The sequence below is a fragment of the Dysgonomonas reticulitermitis genome, from assembly GCF_054601275.1.
Genome location: NZ_BAAHWU010000005.1, coordinates 120846 through 139981 on the forward strand (window position 1 = coordinate 120846; position 19136 = coordinate 139981).

At 39.4% G+C, this 19136-nt stretch carries 14 protein-coding genes; 5 read left to right on the plus strand and 9 right to left on the minus strand.

Going from position 1 to position 19136, the window contains the following annotated elements; all coding sequences use genetic code 11:
- Positions 1–105: 105 nt before the first annotated feature.
- Entirely contained in the window at positions 106–1767 is a 1662-nt protein-coding gene (locus ACYPZI_RS04350) for a tetratricopeptide repeat protein (RefSeq protein WP_459598979.1), read from the minus strand.
- Between the two features lie 308 nt (positions 1768–2075).
- Here ACYPZI_RS04350 and ACYPZI_RS04355 point away from each other — a divergent pair, with 308 nt between their 5' ends.
- Positions 2076–2486 (plus strand): hypothetical protein, encoded by a 411-nt coding sequence (locus ACYPZI_RS04355; RefSeq protein WP_459598981.1) that lies wholly within the window; start codon positions 2076–2078, stop codon positions 2484–2486.
- Positions 2487–2609: 123 nt separating this feature from the next.
- On the opposite strand, the gene ybeY is transcribed toward ACYPZI_RS04355, so the two are convergent.
- From ybeY to ACYPZI_RS04370, 3 genes are read right to left on the minus strand one after another with little or no spacing between them, the layout of a single operon-like run.
- Positions 2610–3029 (minus strand): rRNA maturation RNase YbeY, encoded by a 420-nt coding sequence (ybeY, locus tag ACYPZI_RS04360; protein WP_459598983.1) that lies wholly within the window; start codon positions 3027–3029, stop codon positions 2610–2612.
- 28 nt (positions 3030–3057) lie between these two features.
- Positions 3058–3726: a DNA alkylation repair protein gene (locus ACYPZI_RS04365; protein ID WP_459598985.1), complete on the minus strand. Its 669-nt coding sequence runs from the start codon at positions 3724–3726 to the stop codon at positions 3058–3060.
- Positions 3723–4025 (minus strand): Dabb family protein, encoded by a 303-nt coding sequence (locus ACYPZI_RS04370; protein WP_459598987.1) that lies wholly within the window; start codon positions 4023–4025, stop codon positions 3723–3725. The genes ACYPZI_RS04365 and ACYPZI_RS04370 overlap by 4 nt, the downstream gene beginning before the upstream one ends.
- 169 nt (positions 4026–4194) lie before the next feature.
- On the opposite strand from ACYPZI_RS04370, the gene ACYPZI_RS04375 reads away from it, so the two are divergent.
- Positions 4195–7020, plus strand: a complete 2826-nt coding sequence (locus ACYPZI_RS04375) for an FAD-binding and (Fe-S)-binding domain-containing protein (protein WP_459598989.1) — start codon at positions 4195–4197, stop codon at positions 7018–7020.
- 126 nt (positions 7021–7146) lie between these two features.
- On the opposite strand, the gene ung is transcribed toward ACYPZI_RS04375, so the two are convergent.
- The 3 genes from ung to ACYPZI_RS04390 all read right to left on the minus strand — a co-directional run bounded on the left by ung (position 7147) and on the right by ACYPZI_RS04390 (position 10899).
- Positions 7147–7809 carry a uracil-DNA glycosylase gene (ung, locus tag ACYPZI_RS04380; RefSeq protein ID WP_459598991.1) on the minus strand — a complete coding sequence of 221 codons (663 nt, stop codon included), beginning with the start codon at positions 7807–7809 and terminating at the stop codon, positions 7147–7149.
- Between the two features lie 337 nt (positions 7810–8146).
- A complete protein-coding gene (locus ACYPZI_RS04385; RefSeq protein ID WP_459598993.1) occupies positions 8147–9625 on the minus strand; it encodes a POT-type proton-dependent oligopeptide transporter in 1479 nt (492 codons plus the stop codon).
- 110 nt (positions 9626–9735) lie between these two features.
- Positions 9736–10899, minus strand: coding sequence for a sensor histidine kinase (locus ACYPZI_RS04390; RefSeq protein ID WP_459598995.1), 1164 nt, complete (start codon positions 10897–10899; stop codon positions 9736–9738).
- Between the two features lie 135 nt (positions 10900–11034).
- Between ACYPZI_RS04390 and glyA the strand changes: the two genes are divergently transcribed.
- From glyA to ACYPZI_RS04405, 3 genes are all read left to right on the plus strand, one after another.
- Positions 11035–12315, plus strand: a complete 1281-nt coding sequence (glyA, locus tag ACYPZI_RS04395; RefSeq protein WP_459598997.1) for a serine hydroxymethyltransferase — start codon at positions 11035–11037, stop codon at positions 12313–12315.
- Positions 12316–12601: 286 nt separating this feature from the next.
- The gene (locus tag ACYPZI_RS04400) at positions 12602–12976 is read left to right on the plus strand and encodes a DUF4339 domain-containing protein (RefSeq protein WP_459598999.1); all 375 of its coding nucleotides are present in this window, start codon (positions 12602–12604) and stop codon (positions 12974–12976) included.
- Between the two features lie 20 nt (positions 12977–12996).
- The gene (locus ACYPZI_RS04405; RefSeq protein ID WP_459599001.1) at positions 12997–14352 is read left to right on the plus strand and encodes a DUF4339 domain-containing protein; all 1356 of its coding nucleotides are present in this window, start codon (positions 12997–12999) and stop codon (positions 14350–14352) included.
- A 262-nt stretch (positions 14353–14614) separates the two neighbouring features.
- Here ACYPZI_RS04405 and ACYPZI_RS04410 read toward each other — a convergent pair whose 3' ends face one another.
- Positions 14615–16441, minus strand: coding sequence for a DEAD/DEAH box helicase (locus ACYPZI_RS04410; protein WP_459599003.1), 1827 nt, complete (start codon positions 16439–16441; stop codon positions 14615–14617).
- Positions 16442–16606: 165 nt separating this feature from the next.
- Positions 16607–19066 carry an FtsK/SpoIIIE family DNA translocase gene (locus tag ACYPZI_RS04415; RefSeq protein WP_459599005.1) on the minus strand — a complete coding sequence of 820 codons (2460 nt, stop codon included), beginning with the start codon at positions 19064–19066 and terminating at the stop codon, positions 16607–16609.
- Positions 19067–19136 lie beyond the last annotated feature (70 nt).

Genomic DNA, 19136 nt, shown 5'->3' on the forward strand with positions numbered 1-19136 from the left:
AAATATTAGTTTAAGTTACTCCCTTTTTGAAGTATAGTTCTACAAAGTTACGATAAAGTTAACTGTTTGGCAGGAATTTTTTATAAAAAAGCTTTGCTATAAAATTTAAACAGTTTCTAATTTTATCAGAAAGTCAGATAGGTTTCCATAACCTTCTACTCCGATTTTCTTTCTGATAATAGATTTTTTCATTTGGATTGTATTGATAGTCCATTCCATCAATATACTTATTTCATTATTGTTGAGTCCTGCATAAACTAAACAACATATTCTAACTTCGGCATCTTCCAATTGAGGAAATTTTTCTTGTAGTTTTTCAGGGAAACCGTTATATAGCTGATTCATGGTATCATTTAGCATATTCCAATCGAGAGATTCTTGTTTATATATTATTTCGTTTACTTTTTTGAGTAATTTTTGTCCCTGTTTTTTCTCGTCGTCCCTCATATGCCCTTCAAGTAATGCTACTTTTTTCAAAATATCAAAGTGTTCCAGCAATACTTTCTTAAAGGAGTTTTCCTTTTTATTGAAGGATTCGGCCATATCGTTCAGTTGCGATATTTTCAATTCGGCATCGGTAAGAGCTTCTTTATTCTTTACATTTTTCCAATAGATGAAAATACTCATACCGAGCACTAAGACTATTAAGCCTAGTCTGATCAGGGATGCAGATTGTTTTTCGATCAGCAAGCGGTTATTTTCATTTTGAATTACCTCAAAATCATATTTCTTCTGAATGTCTAAAACAGCTTGGTTATTTGCTTCTTTAAATATTTTCTGCAAATAATCGGCATATTCTTTCTGAAAAGCCAGTGCTTTTTCGTAATTCTTGTCATTTTCTTCTATTCTCGATTGTAGTTGAATGATCATTGAGCGTAAAGAACTTGTTTCATCACCTTTTATCAATTCCAAAGAATTATTGATATTATACAGTGTCGAATCCCGATTTCGCTCATCGTTAAACGAATAAGCTATATTGAGATAAATACGTGCTTTGTCTTCATTCTTTTTGAAAAGTGGAATAGCCTGCTTGAATTTTGCTCTGGCTGATTGGTAGTCCTTAGTCATTCTGTATGCGATTCCAATATTCTGCAATGCGAACCCTTGACCTGCCGAATCTTTGATACTTTGAGCTAACAGTAAACTCTTATCAAGATAGAAGAAGCTGCTGTCCAATTCTTTTTTGAAAAGGAATGCTGTGCCTATTCCATTGTGAGCTTGAAATTCATTTTTGTAATTGGCTGATTTATGGTAATATTGAGCTGATAATTTAAATCGTGATATAGCTTCATCTTTCAAGTATTTCTTGTGATTTATAGCTCCGATCGAATACTCTATGTCTCCTTTAAGTCTATCGTTTTCTGTTTGTAAAGCATAAAGTTCAGCATCCAGATACATAGATAAGGCATCTTCTTTCTTATTTTGAGACTCCAATACACGACCGGAATAATAATAAGACTTAGCTATTTTCAGCAAGTCTTTTTTATTCAGATAATAATCTCTAACCTGAAAAATAAGAGTATCATTTTTAATATCCATATTTTTCCGGTCTCGTGCTTGTGTATATAGTAGGATATATTTGTAATAAGCATCTCTATCCAGGTTCTTTTCTAAAATTTCGGTATCTAATAGTCTCAAAGCGCTATCGGGATACTGATCTACCAGAGCCTCAACATTGGTCAGGACTTTATCTGCACCACCGTGAAAATTACAGGAAACCAAAAAGACTGTAAATAAAAATACACAGACAATTTTAAATTGGGGCATGGGGTTGTCGAATGAGATATAAATTAGTCAATTTAATGAAAAAAATACGATAACAAAGATATATAATCTTTTTTCTCTTCAAAAAAAAATCTATATGAAAAGAGTATTCTGTAAATGTAATATATTGATAAATAGCAATATAGTCCTGTCGCTTAAAACAAATATCTATATGGTAGCTGAGGTACATTGTTTTTATTCCTTTTGTGTCGTAGTTTTGTTTGAGGAAGACATTTTAATCTATTGCTATTATGAGAAAAAATCACTTATTACTATTGTTATTTGTTTCATTTTTTATAAATGTAAATGTTATGTATTCATCTGTTGAGACTTATTACACATTGAGGATAGATAAGATTTACGGGGATGAGATAACCGAAGTCGAGTTAATGATCCTTTCGGAAGGTAATCCGAACAAACCTACTCTAGCGAAAAGTGCAGCGAGCACAATGAGTCTGAGACCGATTGCACCTGTGGTAAAACCGATCTCGTTGTATCAGAGCAGTTCTTATCTGAAAGTAAATATTATTCTGGATGAAAAGGTAAATATAAAAGTGCTGAATGCGACAACAGACCTACCTGTATATATGAGACAGTATATCCCTGATACTTCAGGCGAAATGCTGATCAATACATCAAGATGGTCTGGTGGATATTATAATATAATATTTACAAACGCGAGTGGAGAAGCTATTGCTCAAGGTACAATCTATATAGATTAAACAAATTCTAATTTCCTAGTCGAATAGGCTTCTTAGCCTTAACTTATTTACAATATTTGGGAAATTTTGCAACTGCTATTTGCAAAGAAAGTCGAGGGTGAGCCGGAGGAGGTTCGCCCTCGATTATTTTTCCAGTAATTCAAGCGCTGTATTCTCACATTCGGTCATATGCTCCCGTTCGCCGGGAGCTTTGTCGTTAATACCACAAAGATGCAATATACCGTGGATAATTATCCTGTTCAGCTCTGTATTATAGCCGGTGCCGAACTGGCCGGCATTGCTTTTTACTGTATCTGTGCTGATAAATATGTCTCCCGATATAACATCTCCTTCGCTGTAGTCGAATGTGATGATATCCGTATAATAGTCGTGTTGCAGATATTGATTATTTACTTCCAGAATCTTTTCATCCGAACAAAATATAAAAGCGATATCTCCTGTTTTCTTCCGGTAGGAATCTGCTACCGTTTTTATCCAATTTGTAATTTTCCGCCTTTTCATCGGGGGAAGTTTTACTCCCTCTGCTTGATATAGTATAGCCATAATAGAATTTTATTATTAAAGAGGTAACTTAGTTGTCAAAGAAGTAGCCGAATTCGAAATCGAGACTGTTATATATCTCCTGTTTCAAAATGTCTTCACTTTTTTGAAATTCCGATATTTTTTGCATAATAGTCTCAGCGGTATCCTCTGATAACCGCCCGATATGTTTCAGAATTAATAATGCCGCATTTCGAAGAGATGCATCTTCGGATAAAACATCCTCCCAAACATAAGGAAGCGATTCGGGAAGGATATCTTTGCTTTTCTTCAATAACATCAATCGGGACAGAAGCCAGTAGCCGGTGGTACGGATTGATGATGTTTGATTTTTTGACCATTTCATCGATAAATTTTCAGCATAAGGCAACTCTTGAAGCAAGTTGAAGCATATCTGTTCTCTTATTTCCTGATTCGTTATTTCCTGTACCCATTTGTCTGCTGTTTCTTCCTGATACTTATCGACGGGGTACAACAAAGTGCCCATGATTTTCAGCTCCCGCGTATTTTCAATCCAAAGGGTTTCCGCGAGAGAAGCATCCGGTGAATACCGTTTCGAAACATCTTTGATTTGCTGAATAGTCAGTCCAAAGTTTACTTTGTAGTCTAACCCCCATTTGCGCATGCTGGTAGATACGATTCCATTCATTGCTTGTCGGCAACGGACGCGGATATCACGTATAATGTCTTCCTGTGTCATTCTATTTTATAATCAACAGCCTTACGGTCAATTACTGCTTCTCTGATGAAAGGAAGTAAAGCCTGATGTAAAGGGTGATTTTGATAAAAATCTAAAGCCTCTTCCGATAATATTTCAGAATAGAGAACAACGTCGAAGTTAGTACCGCCGGGAAAGTCTATCCCAACTTCTATTTTATGCAGTCCCTCTATCTGTCCGTAGAGAGCCTCCAGTTTTTCTTTTATTAACCGGGCATTCGTTACTTTGCCATTTCCGTGGGCTTCATCTTTGAGTTTCCACATTACAATGTGCTTGATCATAATTAAAAATTTAAACAGTTGCTTATATTTCAGAAACAAAAATAAATAATATTTTACTAACAACAAGATATCTGAGCCTTCGCTCGAACGGTATTTTCAAATATGTTTTATAACTTGCGGCATATTTGCATGATAAATATTTATATCCCCGAAAACTAAAAAAACTGTTATGCTAACCGCTAATTACCGGCAATTAAAAGATATTCTTTCCGAGAGAATACCGTCTAAACGTATTATTACAAATCCTTTACAGCTTCTCGCTTATGGTACCGATGCCAGTTTTTACAGGTTGATTCCTAAAATAGTGGTGCAGGTGCACACCGAAGAAGAAGCGATAGAGGTGATAAAACAAACCGCGAGGTTAAATATTCCTGTAACTTACCGTGCAGCGGGTACAAGCCTTTCGGGGCAGGCAATCAGTGATTCGGTATTGATGGTAGCGACGCACGAATGGCGTAAGTATACTATCCTGGACGATGACGCGATGAAAATAAAGCTGCAACCGGGGATTACCGGCGCACGCGCGAATATCTACCTGCAACCTTTCGGACGTAAAATAGGTCCTGATCCGGCATCAATAAATGCGGCGATGATAGGCGGAATAGCTGCGAATAATGCTAGTGGGATGTGCTGCGGAACGGCTCAGAATTCGTACAAAACAATAGCTGATATACGTATTGTACTTTACGATGGAACTGTTTTGGATACATCGGATGAACAGAGTAAGAAGGATTTTATAGAAAAACATCCCGAAATTATCGCGGGGATCGAAGAACTAAGGGATGAGATAAAAGCTGATAACGTTTTGGAAGAACGTATCAGACATAAATTCAAAATAAAGAATACGACAGGATATAGTATCAACGCTTTGGTCGATTACGAAGATCCGTTTGATATAATCAAGCATCTGATGATTGGTTCGGAAGGTACTTTGGCTTTTATTTCCGATCTGACATACCATACCGTTACCGACGAAAAATATAAAGCTTGTGCTTTGATGATCTTCGAGACCATTGAGCTTGCTTGCGAAGCTGTGCCATTTCTTCGGGAAAGTCCCGTGTCGGCTGTGGAATTGCTGGACAGGGATAGTATTCGCTCGGTGGAAGACGATCCTGATGCACCGGACTATTTTCGCGCTATGCCGGAGACAGCTTGTGTGTTGTTGGTTGAGATACAGGCAAATGAAAAAACGGATATGGACGCTAAAGAAGCCGCTATTCGCATAGCGGTGGAGTCTATACCGACTATCCGGCCTTACCGCTTTACTTCCGACCCGAAAGAATATAACTTTAATTGGAAAGCACGAAAAGGCTTATTATCTTCTGTTGGAGGGTTGCGTAAGACAGGTACGACATGCATTATAGAAGATGTGGCATTCCCTGTCCCGCGCTTGGCAGAGGCTTGTATCGCCCTGAAAACACTGTTCAAAAAATATGAGTATCATGATGCTGTCCTTTTTGGGCATGCATTGGAAGGCAACCTGCATCTCAACTTCTCGCAGGATTTCAGTACACCAAGCGAAGTGCAGCGTTATGCCAATATGATGGATGAGTTGGCTGATATTGTGGTCAATAAATTCGACGGTTCACTTAAGGCGGAACACGGAACAGGTCGTAATATGGCTCCGTTTGTAGAAAAAGAATGGGGTGAAGCTGCATATAAGATCATGCTGCGGATAAAAGATATATTCGATCCGGATAAATTGATCAATCCGGGGGTGATTATCAATGAAAATCCGAAAATACATCTCGAAAACCTGAAACCGCTTCCTGCCGTAGATGAGATTGTGGATAAGTGTATGGAATGTGGTTTTTGTGAACCTAACTGTGTGGCCGAAGGACTAACGCTATCTCCTCGCCAACGAATTGTTATTGCCCGTGAAATTTCGCGATTGAAAGTGGCCGGCGAAGATCCGGCGAGGTTGAAACAAATGCTCCGCGACGCTAAATATTATTCCGATGAAACTTGCGCGACAGACGGTTTGTGCGGGCTTGTCTGTCCTGTTAAGATAGATACAGGCAAGTTTATAAAAGAAATACGTCATCAGGAAGCTTCGGATACAGCTAAAAAAGTAGCGGGATATATCGGAAGCCATATGGCGGAGACTACATCTATGGCGCGCGGCGGATTGAATTTCGTTCACTTCTTCCATTCCATATTGGGCGATAGTTTGATGGGTGGCATTGCTTCGGCTATGCGGACATTATCGTTTAAAACGATTCCGAAATGGAACAAAGACATGCCGAAAGGAGCCCGCAAGATAAAAGATACGATCGTAAACGGAGGGCAGCCTGATAAGGTGGTCTATTTTCCTTCCTGTATTAACCGGTCGATGGGTAAGTCGAAGGGCTATGAGAAGGACGATGTGGAACTAACGGAAAAAACGAAAGAACTGTTACAGCGTGCGGGTTTCACTATCATCTATCCCGAAGGTATTAATGATCTGTGTTGTGGTATGGCTTTCAGTAGTAAAGGATTGAAAGAAGAAGGTGCGCGTAAGTCGAAAGAACTGGAAGAAGCTTTATTTAAAGCATCGGAAGGAGGTAAATACCCTGTGCTGTTCGATATGAGTCCGTGCTTCTATACATTCCACGAAGCATATGAGAATAAAAATCTGAAGATATACGACCCGATAGAGTTTATGCTCGACTTTGTAATGCCTAAACTACAGGTGAAACAACCTCGTGAGGTAGTCACTGTTTTTCCTGTATGTTCTGTGAAGAAAATAGGCATGGAAACAAAACTTTTGGAATTGGCTAAAATGTGTTCTAAAGAAGTCGCTTTTGTACAAAGTAATTGTTGTGGCTTTGCCGGAGACAGAGGCTTTACATATCCTGAGTTGAACAAACACGGGCAACGACATCTGAACGAACAGATACCTTCAAGCTGTAAGGACGGTTATTCAACCAGCCGCACATGTGAAATCGGTATGAGCGAATACAGTGATATTAACTTCAAATCGATTTTCTACCTGATAGATGAAGTGACGAAGTGAATTAAATAATTTGAAAATTTGAAAATGTGCTAATTTGAAAATAAACCAGTCAGACTGGAGCAAAATCGGCCATCTTCAAATTAGCACATTTTCAAATTTTCAAATTGGCACATTTTCAAATTTACTCTACCACTCTATCGGCGCAATACCTTTCGATGCAAGATATTTATTTGCTGTACTGAAATGATTGTTCCCGAAGAATCCATTATGAGCCGATAGCGGAGACGGATGTACGGACCTTAACACTAAATGCCTGTTTCCATCGATGAAAGCGGCTTTTTTCTGGGCATACGAACCCCATAGTATGAAGACGATGTTTTCGCGTTCTTCGGCTAATTTATGGATAGCAGCATCGGTAAATTCTTCCCAGCCTTTCCTTTGATGCGAGCCTGCCGTATGCGCTTGCACGGTAAGCGTGGCGTTAAGTAGCATTACTCCCTGATTTGCCCATCGGGTAAGGTTTCCCGATCGGGGAATGGGTGCGCCAAGATCCTGGTTTATTTCCTTGAATATGTTTACAAGAGAAGGAGGTGTTTGGATACCGTCCGGTACGGAGAACGATAGGCCGTGTGCTTGTCCGTCGTTGTGATAAGGATCTTGTCCGAGGATTACGACCTTTACTTTATCAAAGGGCGTGTGATCGAACGCATTGAATATAAATTTGGCCGGAGGGAATATTTGTTTCGTATGGTATTCGTTTCGTACAAAACCGGTAAGTTTTACGAAATAATCTTTCTCAAATTCGTCTTTCAACTGTTCTTTCCAGCTTTCTTCTATTTTTACATCCATAGTGCTTTTGTTTTGTTGAGCATAAAGATATAAATTATAGCTGAACTGTTAAAAAAGTTTCTACTTTTTAAAGACCAGATTCAAAATATCATTTTTTCAACTACAAAACATTAAAAACTCTATGGCGCTCCATCTATTCTATGGTATAAGAACCTGTTTAAATTTTATTCGTTCCGATTTTCAGAACTATTTTTAGAATGATTTTTTCTTTTCTGAAGCGCGAATAGCGGGCTATTCAAGCTGAAGAAAGGGAAAAATCAGATAAAAAGAGACTGAAAATGAACGAAAAAAGAGCTATAATAAAATGTTTTGGTAAAATTTAAACAGGCTCTAAATATTATAGCTCGGCCGATAATGTCTTTTTCGCATCATTCTTTTTTATCACCCTGGCGTATATTACCAGCGAAATAGCAGAGACCAGCCCTATGGCAAAGAATACGTACCACAAGTAATGAGCATTTGCTGTTGCGGCGGCATAATCGGCGGCGAAGTTTGTGGAATTGGCAAACCGTTCCGATTTAGGGTCGGGACAGAAAGCATCCAATAACACCCCGGCTACAATAAATCCTACCAGCGAAGATACAAATGAGTGCAAGTGACTGAACCCAAGATATAAACCTTCTTCTCCTTTAGGAGATTGCAGAGAGAAATATTCCAAAAATCGAGGTGAGATAAAACATTCGGCCAATGCCTGAAAGGCAATCCCTATTATCAGAGTCAGGGTTACAGGGTGCAATGTGAATAACCCAAATATGGAAATATACTCATTACCCATCATGTTGCCCGTCGACATGATTAGCGCCGAAAATGGTATAATGAACATACCCACCATAATGGACGATAGCGCTGAGCGTTTCTTCATTATGGTGGTTATCAGATTCACAAGCAGGAATACAACAAGTGGATTGACGTTGGCTATCCATCCCGGTTGAGCTTCAGGCCCAACCATTCTGATAACATATTTCGGCATGGAGGCGTACATCTGTTGCTGTACGATCCAGAATCCACTGGTGATAAGTATCAGTGCTACCAGACGCCCGTTTTTACAAACTTTGACGAGGGCATGCCGGATGTCGGAGAAGCTTTTTCCCTGTCCGGCGGTTTGGGTAGATTTGTACATAAAAAAAACGACAATCAATGCAATCAGAGTCATTGTTGCTGAAAAATAATTCAGATATACCAGTCCTTGGTCGCCGATACTTTTGCGAAGCGGGTCAACAACGGTTTTTCCTGTGAATGCACCGATGTTTACCATCATATAAAAAATAGCAAAACCTCTGGCACGTGTGTCGGCCGTGGTTTCCTTTGCTACTGTACCTGATATAACGGATTTAATGAATGCTCCCCCTACGACGATAAAAAGTAGTATTGGAACGATAGTCCATTGTTGGGCGCTTTCTCTCAATCCTGAGAACGCAGTGCTTCTGTCGAACTCGCCTACACCGATCGATTTGAAGAAAGATTGGAATATACTGCTTTCATCCATTACCGCATTGGCGGCTCCATATTTTACCAGCCCCGCGCTTTCGAGCAGGGTAGGAACTAATCCTAGTCCGAAGTAACCAACCGTAAGAAGTGCAAATGCCGCCATGATGGCTTTTCTGAAGCCTATCTTGTCGGAATATGCTCCCAGGAAAGTGGGCAGGAAGTAGAGTAAAGCGGAGAATGTACCGGCAATAATACCTGCTTCGATGTCGGAGAATCCCCAGATGCTGGAGAGGTAGAGGGTTAGTGAAATAAAAACGGCATAATACGCCAGTCGCTCCAACAGTTCTACAAAATTGGCGACCCAAAAAGCTCTGGAAAATTTAGTCATCAGATTATTTAATTGTTAAAATGTAAACGAATTGTTACAAAAATAGGAAAAAAATTCGAATCAGTAGTCAAAGGAGTTATGAGTAGTAGGTAATAGGAACTGTCCGATTTTTAATTCTTCATTTCATTAGACTTTTTTAATTCGATACAAAAAGTTGTCCCGACACCCATTTCGGAAGATTTTACATATATTTTTCCTTTATGGTACGATTCAATAATCCGTTTGCCAAGAGACAGGCCAAGTCCCCAACCTCTGCTTTTGGTTGTGTATCCGGGATTGAAAATGGTTTTGAATTTCGATTTGGGGATTCCTTTTCCGGTGTCCCGAATGTCGATACTCAGGAAGTTCCCTTTGTCGGATATTGTATAAGTGATTTTACCTTGTCCCCCCATTGCATCCACTGCGTTTTTAGTAAGGTTTTCTATAACCCAACTTACAAGTGGTTCGCTAATCTCGGTAAATAGCGGCGTACCGGATACCTGTAGTTCGAAGTCCACCTTCTTTGATATTCTTTTTTCGAGATATGCAATGGACTGTTGAATAACATCGGCTATATTTTTCTTTTCCAATGTAGGTGTTGAACCGATTTTGGAAAAACGGTCCGTTATTATTTGCAGGCGATTTACATCCTTCTCCATATCAAGCAGTGTCGATGGATCAGTCTCTTTCAGCTTTAAGTATTCTATCCATGCCAATAAGGAAGATATAGGAGTTCCGAGTTGATGCGCCGTTTCTTTAGATAAGCCTACCCAGAGCCTGTCCTGCTCCATTTTCATGGTTGAAAACAAAGCAAAAAACGCAGTGATCATGAAAATGAAAAGTACGCCAAGTTGGATATACGGATATAATTGTAGCTGTTTTAATGTGTAAGAGTCGTAGTAGTATACGTACTGATCGAAGTCTTCAATCTCGATAATAATCGGGTCATGCTTTTTCTTAAAATCTTCTGCCCTTTGTTTTAGAAATTCCTGCTTGTCCGATTCGGGTAATTCTATATTGGCCGAAGTATATAAATCACTTTTCTTATCATAGTGAATTACAGGTATAGTCTTGTTGCTGGTCAATATTTTCAGTAAGAGGTTCACGTTGAGGTTGACAGTGTCGGTGGCCATTTCCTTAGTTGCCTCCGCCCATATTTCTATTTTATTCCGTTCTTCTTTCGATAGGCTTTTCACTAAATAATTTGAAACAACAAGAGATGCCAAGGCGATGATTACAGCTATTGCTATAAACAGATATTTGAACACGTTCCTGTTGTTTTCGAATAATTTCATGTGCTAAAGATAATCATAACAAATATTTTCTTACAAAGCTATAAGAATAAATTTGATGTAAAGCTTATCGTCCGATTATTATAATCGTTACCTTTGCGTATAATATTTTTATCTCATTAATAAAATAATCTACTTATGAAAAGAGACACTGCCATTTTTGATATTATCGAAAGAGAGCATCAGCGACAGTTGAAAGGTATTGAGTTAATCGCGTCTGAGAACTTTGTCAGCGAACAGGTAATGGAAGCTATGGGTTCTTATTTAACCAACAAATATGCTGAAGGCTATCCCGGGAAAAGATATTATGGAGGGTGCGAAATTGTAGATTTAAGCGAACAATTAGCTATCGACCGCCTGAAAGAAATATTCGGTGCAGAGTGGGCTAATGTTCAACCTCACTCGGGAGCACAAGCTAATGCGGCCGTATTTCTGGCATGTATGCAAGCCGGAGATAAATTCTTAGGTTTGAACTTGTCGCATGGCGGACACTTGTCACACGGTTCGCCCGTTAATTTTTCAGGACTAATGTTCCATGCGCTTGAATATAATGTACGTCAGGATACCGAACAAGTAGATTACGAACAATTGGAACAAGTAGCCCGTCAGGAAAAACCGAAAGTAATTATAGCAGGAGCATCTGCTTATTCTCGTGATTGGGATTATGCACGTATCCGTAAGATTGCTGACGAAATAGGAGCGATCTTTATGGTAGATATGGCACATCCTGCCGGATTGGTAGCTGCCGGATTGTTGAATAATCCTTTGCCTCATGCGCATATCGTAACTACTACTACTCATAAAACGCTGCGCGGACCTCGCGGAGGCGCTATCCTGTTAGGAAAAGACTTTGAAAATCCTTGGGGAAAGAAAACTCCGAAAGGAGAAGTGCGCATGATGTCGGCATTATTGGATTCTGCGGTATTTCCGGGAATACAAGGCGGGCCGCTTGAGCATGTAATAGCAGCCAAAGCTGTTTCTTTTGCTGAAGCTCTTGATCCGTCATACAAGGTTTATCAGGCACAGGTTAAGAAAAATGCTGCTGTAATGGCTCAGGCATTCATCGATAAAGGTTATAAAGTTGTATCGGGTGGAACAGACAATCACTCCATGCTGATAGACCTTCGTCCTAAGTTCCCAGAACTGACAGGTAAACTGGCAGAAAGAGTTCTTGTGGAAGCAGATATCACCACAAACAAAAATATGGTTCCTTTCGATAGCCGCAGTCCGTTCCTTACATCAGGACTTCGCTTCGGTACGCCTGCGATCACTACGCGTGGCGCTAAGGAGCCATTGATGAGTGAGATTGTGGAAATGATAGACACAGTTCTTTCTTCTCCGGAGAATGAACAAACGATCAGGTCTGTCCGTGAGAAAGTAAACGCAATAATGAAAGATTATCCATTATTTGCCTGGTGAGAACAGACATGAAATATATAAAAGCATCGGCAGATTTTGCCGGTGCTTTTTGTTTTTATTACGAATCAGCAGTTGAATTAATAATCACAGGAACGAAGTGTCTGCCAAGAGTAAAGCGATGACGCTCACGCTACGGCGTGGGCTTTACTCGTTTATTTGGCAGCAAGGTAGTCGAAGACCTCAATAAGCAAATATTCGGAGTTTGTCCACGCTTTTTTTGTGTGCGTATGGGAAGGATAGGACAATACAGATTACTAATATATTAATAACTTTAATACAATATATTATGAATTTTTATATCATAGTTAATGGTCAGCAACAAGGACCGTTCTCATTGGATGAATTGAAAGAAAAGGGTATTCAAAAAGACACGCTTGTCTGGTCGGAAGGAATGAGTGATTGGCAACAAGCGGGAGATGTGATAGAATTAAAAAGTCTTTTTGGAGTGACACCGCCGCCGCTTAGTCAAAGAACACCAAGTAATAATGAACAAAAAACGAATTTTGGAAATCAAACACTTTTAGCTGTAATAGCGATTGTTATACTTATCGCCGTTATAGTTATTGTATGTGTTTTTTGGGGTAGTTTTATACTTAATGGTCTTATAGCTATAGGTGTTATAATATTAATAATTAGTATTATTTCCAATCTTGGATCATAATAATTTTAACGCACTATTTTATGAAATTTTTTTATGTCATTATTAACGGTCAACAACAAGGACCGTTCTCATTGGATGAATTGAAAGAAAAGGGTATTCAAAAAGACACGCTTGTCTGGTCGGAAGGAATGAGTGATTGGCAACCGGCGGGAGATGCGTCGGAGTTAAAAAGTCTTTTTGGAGTGATGCCACCACCTGTTCCTAATGCTCCGAGTTCCAAACCACAAGCTATTCCTACGATAAAGAGAGTAAACAAGCCCTTATCACAACCTGTTCTTCCTGATAAAAAGAAAAAGACAGGTAAAACGATCGGACTTGTTATTTTAGGCATAGTGATAGGATTTATTGGGCTTGTCATTTTTGGACTTTATATCGAAAATACGAACGAGGTTAAATTTGAGGTAACTTATGATTCCGATTTGAAAAATGTGATATATCCTTCTCTGATTTTTGGACTAAAAGAAATAGAAAAACAACAGAATGAAACTCTTCCTTTTTTCAAAATTACCCTTAGTTCTTCGTTGGAAAAGGATATGAAAATAGTTATTGAAGAAAGTGAATTGAATTATGAAACTGAAATACATGAAACCGGAGTACTGGAAGAACGAAATGTAATTCCAATAATAAAATGGAAATACGACAAATTAAAAAACCTGATACAACCGGGGTATGTTGATATAACCTTTATTTGTTACGATGAATCCGGCAAAGAAATCGGACACAAAGATTTGAATCTGGAATACCGTTCCATTAACGAATGTGTTCTTGCGGCTCATCTCGAAAAAGAAAACGTGCCCTTGTATTTTTTAATGGCAGCATATATAAATGAGGATAGCCCGGTTATTGATAAATTTTTGAGTGATGTATTACAATCGCAATTTTATTATTTGACTTCTTTTTTGGGTTATCAAGCTGGAGAGGAGATGGTTATATTACAAGTAGCGGCTATTTTTAATACTCTGAAAATTAAAGGAGTAAGATACAGCGATATTACAACCACAAGTAATTCAAATTCCAATGTGTTAAGTCAGCACATCCGTTTCAGCAGTGAGGTATTAAATAATTCACAAGCTAATTGTGCCGATGGAACAGCTTTTCTATGCAGCGTATTAAGAAAAATAGGAATACATAGCCTTATGGTTTTTGAGCCGGGACATGTCTACTTGGGATATTATACTGATAAAAACAAAAAAAATATCCGTTTGCTTGAAACAACTATGATTGGTACAGATGCTAATTTCCTGGATGCTACTGACGCTAATGTAAATAGATTTAATTCCAACTTGTCAAAAATAGATAATGAAGATTACTTTGACGGCTATTTTATGATTGATGTAGATGAGGCAAGAAAAATAATAAAACCGATAGGAAAATAACTGTTGAACCTAATTTTATAGAAAACAAAAAAAAATTATATTATCATTGATAACCAGTAACAATACCCCCGCCGGCGCGGTTTTGCAAACCGTGCCTTGCTTGTTTGTCATTGGTAGCCTGAAACATGGTTCGCAATGACGAGAGGTTGAAAGTATAGGTACATGACTAATTTTTATTGATTACTTAAAATAGTCCTTTGTATAAATTAAAGATAAAAAAATACCCTGACAAAATTTGCCAGGGTATTAATATTTATATTATTTACGAAAACTTAGGTTTTCGTCCTTTACGATGTCCTTTATCTTTATCCGACGGCTTAGAAGAAGATTTCGGCCTTGAATCTGAATTTCTCCGTTGTTGCCCCCTATCGGACCGTGACGCTCCAAAATTGCCACGTCCACCCCGGTCTCCACCCCGGTCAGAGCCTCTATCGGAACTTCCACCTTGTGCTACTTCGACGGATATGCGACGACCATTCTGCTCCTGGCGGCTCATAGATTTAATCACCTTTTGGGCATCTTTTTCCGGAACCTCAAAAAATGAGAAATTTTGCATAATATCGATACGTCCGATATTTACCTTTTCAGGTACAAAGTCATTAACCAATCCCATGAGTGTAGCAGGATTTACATTATCGGTACGCCCGATATTGATAAACAAACGGGAATACCCTCTCTCTGCCCCACGTCCATTTGGACGTTGGTCTCTATCTCTACGGCGAGAGAATGAATTGTCGTCACGATCACGGGACGAACGTTCTGTCGGAGATTCTATTTCATCCGCGTCCCGGTAGTATTCTATCAAACGATTAAACTCAAGAGCGACAACACGTTTGATTATATCTTCTTTTTCGAGCCAATCCAGTTTTCTGAATACCGAAGGTAAAAGGTTAGATATTTCTTCTTCATCCACCTTAACTTTCTCTATACGGTCTACCAGATTAAACAATTGTTTTTCGCAGATAGCTTCTCCCGAAGGAATAGTACCTTGTTCAAACTTCTTGTTTATTATTTTCTCTATCTCTCTGATTTTTCCTTTTTCCTTAACATGGACAATAGAGATCGACGTTCCTGTTTTTCCGGCACGACCTGTACGCCCGCTACGGTGTGTATACGACTCTATATCGTCAGGCAAGCCATAGTTGATAACATGCGTAAGGCTATCTACATCAAGCCCGCGAGCTGCCACATCTGTAGCTACCAAAAGCTGCAAATTGCGAATACGGAATTTCTGCATTACATAGTCGCGTTGCGCCTGAGACAGGTCACCGTGCAATGAATCGGCATTATATCCGTCCTGTATCAGCTTGTCTGCTATTTCCTGAGTTTCGCGGCGTGTGCGGCAAAATATAATTCCATATATACTAGGATAGTAGTCTGCAACGCGCTTAAGCGCAAGATATTTATCCTTGGCATGCACCATATAATATACATGCTTTACTGTATTTGTACTTTCATTCTTACGCCCAATGGTGATCTCTTTCGGACTGTCCATGTATTTTTTGGTAATCTTCGATATTTCCTTCGGCATTGTTGCAGAGAAAAGAAGCATCTGACGACTACTTGGCACTTTAGACAATATTTCATCAATACTTTCTGTAAAGCCCATATTCAACATCTCGTCGGCTTCGTCGAGGATTAGATGTTTTACATCTTTAAGATCGACAGTCTTACGGTTGATCAAGTCTATCAAACGACCCGGAGTGGCAACGATAATATGCACCCCTCTCTTCAAAGATTTTATCTGACTGTCGATACTGGAACCGCCATAAACAGGTAGTACTCTCAAATTATCTATATACTTGGAATAGTCTGCTAAGTCACTTGCAATTTGCAAGCACAGTTCACGAGTAGGACATAGGATCAGTGCCTGAGGCACACTTTCTTTCACATTGATTTTTTGCAACACAGGTAGGCCAAAAGCGGCTGTTTTTCCTGTTCCTGTTTGCGCTAAAGCAATAACGTCTGTGGTTTCGCCAAGTAGGTATGGAATCACTTCCTCCTGAACCGGCATGGGATTCTCGTATCCCATTTCTTCGATCGCTTTGCGAATATTCGCCGCGACACCTAATTCTTCAAATGTTTTCATTAAAAATTTTATGTGATAAATAAGTCTTTCAATTGACCCACTCCCACCCCAAAACGAAACGATAAGAAGAAATAAGAGAGCCAGTCAATAAAGCGGCGCAAAGGTAGTGATTAATTTTTAAGTATTTATACGATCGCATATTTTTTATGATTTTGTCCAAATCGGCTATTGAAAAGAATTCAACCTTTGCTCCAGACTATATTCATCCTGAACAAGCACATCACGCGGCTTACTGCCTTGAGTCGGCCCTACAATTCCGGCAGCCTCCAATTGGTCCATCAGGCGACCCGCTCGATTATACCCGATAGAGAACTTCCGCTGAATAAGGGATGTCGAACCCTGTTGATGTACTACTATAAGCCGTGCAGCTTCGTCGAACAAAGGATCACGGTCGTTAAGATCAACGTTCCCCATTTTATCTTCGCTAGCCTCACCCACATATTCAGGCAATTCAAATGCCTGCGAGTACCCTTGTTGCTCACCAATATATCTTGAGATCCCTTCAACCTCAGGGGTATCCACAAATGCGCATTGTATACGCACCAGATCACTCCCTTGTGAAAACAACATATCTCCGCGCCCTATCAACTGATTGGCTCCGGACATATCGAGAATAGTACGCGAGTCTATCTGCGATGTCACACGGAACGCCATACGCGCAGGGAAGTTCGCTTTGATTGTACCTGTAATAATATTTGTGGTTGGACGCTGTGTCGCAATCACCATATGCATACCTACGGCGCGTGCTTTTTGGGCAATACGGGCAATAGGCATTTCTATTTCTTTTCCGGCGGTCATTATCAGGTCTCCGAACTCATCGATGATAATAACAAGATAAGGAAGGAAACGATGTCCCTTTAACGGATTCAAACGGCGTTTACGGAATTTCTCGTTATATTCTTTTATATTACGTACCCCCGCGTTCATCAACAATTCGTAACGGTCATCCATCTCTTTCGTCAATGAGTTTAGGGTCTGAGTCACCTTCGTCACATCTGTAATAATTGCTTTCTCAGCATCGGGTAACTTTGCCAGATAATGTTTCTCGATACGGGAATAAATATTAAACTCAACCATCTTAGGGTCTACAAGTATCATCTTCATTTCCGCAGGATGTTTCTTGTAAAGCAAGGATGTAATGATAGCATTCAAACCAACCGACTTACCCTGCCCTGTGGCTCCTGCGACAAGCAAGTGAGGCATTTTACACAGGTCGAATATAAATATCTCATTCGTGATGGTTTTACCCAAAGCCACAGGGAGATCGAAAGTACACTCCTGAAACTTACGGGAAGCTATTACCGATTGCATAGATACAATTTGCGCATCTTTGTTCGGCACTTCTATACCGATAGTTCCCTTACCCGGCATCGGTGCAATAATACGAATCCCGAGAGCCGACAAACTAAGGGCAATATCATCTTCCAGATTTCTGATTTTAGAAATACGCACTCCTGCTTGGGGTACTATTTCATACAAGGTGATAGTAGGGCCGACAGTTGCCTTAATAGAAGTTATCTCAATACCATAGTTCTGCAAGGTAGTGATGATCTTACTTTTATTAGCATTCTGCTCATCCATATTCACGCCTTTACCTGTAGTATCATACACCTTCAGCAAATCTGTGGATGGGAAATGAAAATTTGATAAATCTTTCGTAGGATCATATTCTTCCATTTCTTCATCCTCCGGCAATATATCTTGAACAGCATCTTGCGCTTCATCTTCCGTTTCAACCGCAGCCGGCATTTTTTTCACAGGAGAAACAAACTCCTCATCTTTCGGAACTACAATTTCAAAATCTTCATCCACCTTAACCGATTGAGTTCTTTTTGGGGAGTGATTTTCAGTAATTGGGGGCAAAATATCTTGCGGTTCTTCTATCTCCGGTTCTTCTTTTTTCTTTCTTTTCAGAAAAGCAAACCAATTTTTCTTTTCTTTTTCAGGCTCTTCCTCTACAATTTCTTCTTCGTATCCGGGTTCTTGCGAAACTCCGGAATTTAATTTTAACGGATTCTTGAACAAACCCCGGAAGAACTCCATAGATGCCTTTTTGGTAATAATCAGGAATATTATTAACAAAAGTAATATAACCATGATCATGCCCGGCATACCTAAAGTAGCCTCTAAAAGCTGTTCTATATATTGGCCGTGGGCTCCTCCCCATATAATATGGCTATCAGTAAATAACCGGGAGAGGACAAATGCACTTGTAATCGAACCCCAGATGAGAGCAAAAGTAAATAACAAGAAAGAACGTATTGCCGATATATTTAACACTCGCATAAGCTTTAGCCCCATTAATATAAAATAGGCAGGAATAAGCAAGGCAAATATACCGAACCACTGGTTTATAAGCCTTTCGGCAGCAAAAGCCCCGGCAACACCTGTCCAGTTGCTAATTTCCTGTTTGTGAGATATCAAATCCAAGAAATATTTATTTACAACCTTGCTTTGATCGGCTGCTCCGGTAACAAAGAAAGAAATTCCTGCCAACAAAACATAAGCACCTATAAAAGCAAGGCATACGCCTATGAGGAACTTGGAACGTTCTTTCCTTATTGTTTCCAGAAAGGATGAAAACTTACCCTGATTTTTCTTTTTCTGAACCGTTTTCTTTGCCATATAATGAAGTGAAGCAAGCTTCTGTTTGTTTTTATTAATGAATAATTTTCAAACACAAAGATAGTTTTTT

Excerpts from the sequence above, each read along its gene's own strand:
- ACYPZI_RS04350 (WP_459598979.1), bottom strand. The coding sequence starts at position 1,767 with ATGCCCCAATTTAAAATTGTCTGTGTATTTTTATTTACAGTCTTTTTG.
- ACYPZI_RS04355 (WP_459598981.1), top strand. The coding sequence starts at position 2,076 with ATGTATTCATCTGTTGAGACTTATTACACATTGAGGATAGATAAGATT.
- ybeY (WP_459598983.1), bottom strand. The coding sequence starts at position 3,029 with ATGGCTATACTATATCAAGCAGAGGGAGTAAAACTTCCCCCGATGAAA.
- ACYPZI_RS04365 (WP_459598985.1), bottom strand. The coding sequence starts at position 3,726 with ATGACACAGGAAGACATTATACGTGATATCCGCGTCCGTTGCCGACAA.
- ACYPZI_RS04370 (WP_459598987.1), bottom strand. The coding sequence starts at position 4,025 with ATGATCAAGCACATTGTAATGTGGAAACTCAAAGATGAAGCCCACGGA.
- ACYPZI_RS04375 (WP_459598989.1), top strand. The coding sequence starts at position 4,195 with ATGCTAACCGCTAATTACCGGCAATTAAAAGATATTCTTTCCGAGAGA.
- ung (WP_459598991.1), bottom strand. The coding sequence starts at position 7,809 with ATGGATGTAAAAATAGAAGAAAGCTGGAAAGAACAGTTGAAAGACGAA.
- ACYPZI_RS04385 (WP_459598993.1), bottom strand. The coding sequence starts at position 9,625 with ATGACTAAATTTTCCAGAGCTTTTTGGGTCGCCAATTTTGTAGAACTG.
- ACYPZI_RS04390 (WP_459598995.1), bottom strand. The coding sequence starts at position 10,899 with ATGAAATTATTCGAAAACAACAGGAACGTGTTCAAATATCTGTTTATA.
- glyA (WP_459598997.1), top strand. The coding sequence starts at position 11,035 with ATGAAAAGAGACACTGCCATTTTTGATATTATCGAAAGAGAGCATCAG.
- ACYPZI_RS04400 (WP_459598999.1), top strand. The coding sequence starts at position 12,602 with ATGAATTTTTATATCATAGTTAATGGTCAGCAACAAGGACCGTTCTCA.
- ACYPZI_RS04405 (WP_459599001.1), top strand. The coding sequence starts at position 12,997 with ATGAAATTTTTTTATGTCATTATTAACGGTCAACAACAAGGACCGTTC.
- ACYPZI_RS04410 (WP_459599003.1), bottom strand. The coding sequence starts at position 16,441 with ATGAAAACATTTGAAGAATTAGGTGTCGCGGCGAATATTCGCAAAGCG.
- ACYPZI_RS04415 (WP_459599005.1), bottom strand. The coding sequence starts at position 19,066 with ATGGCAAAGAAAACGGTTCAGAAAAAGAAAAATCAGGGTAAGTTTTCA.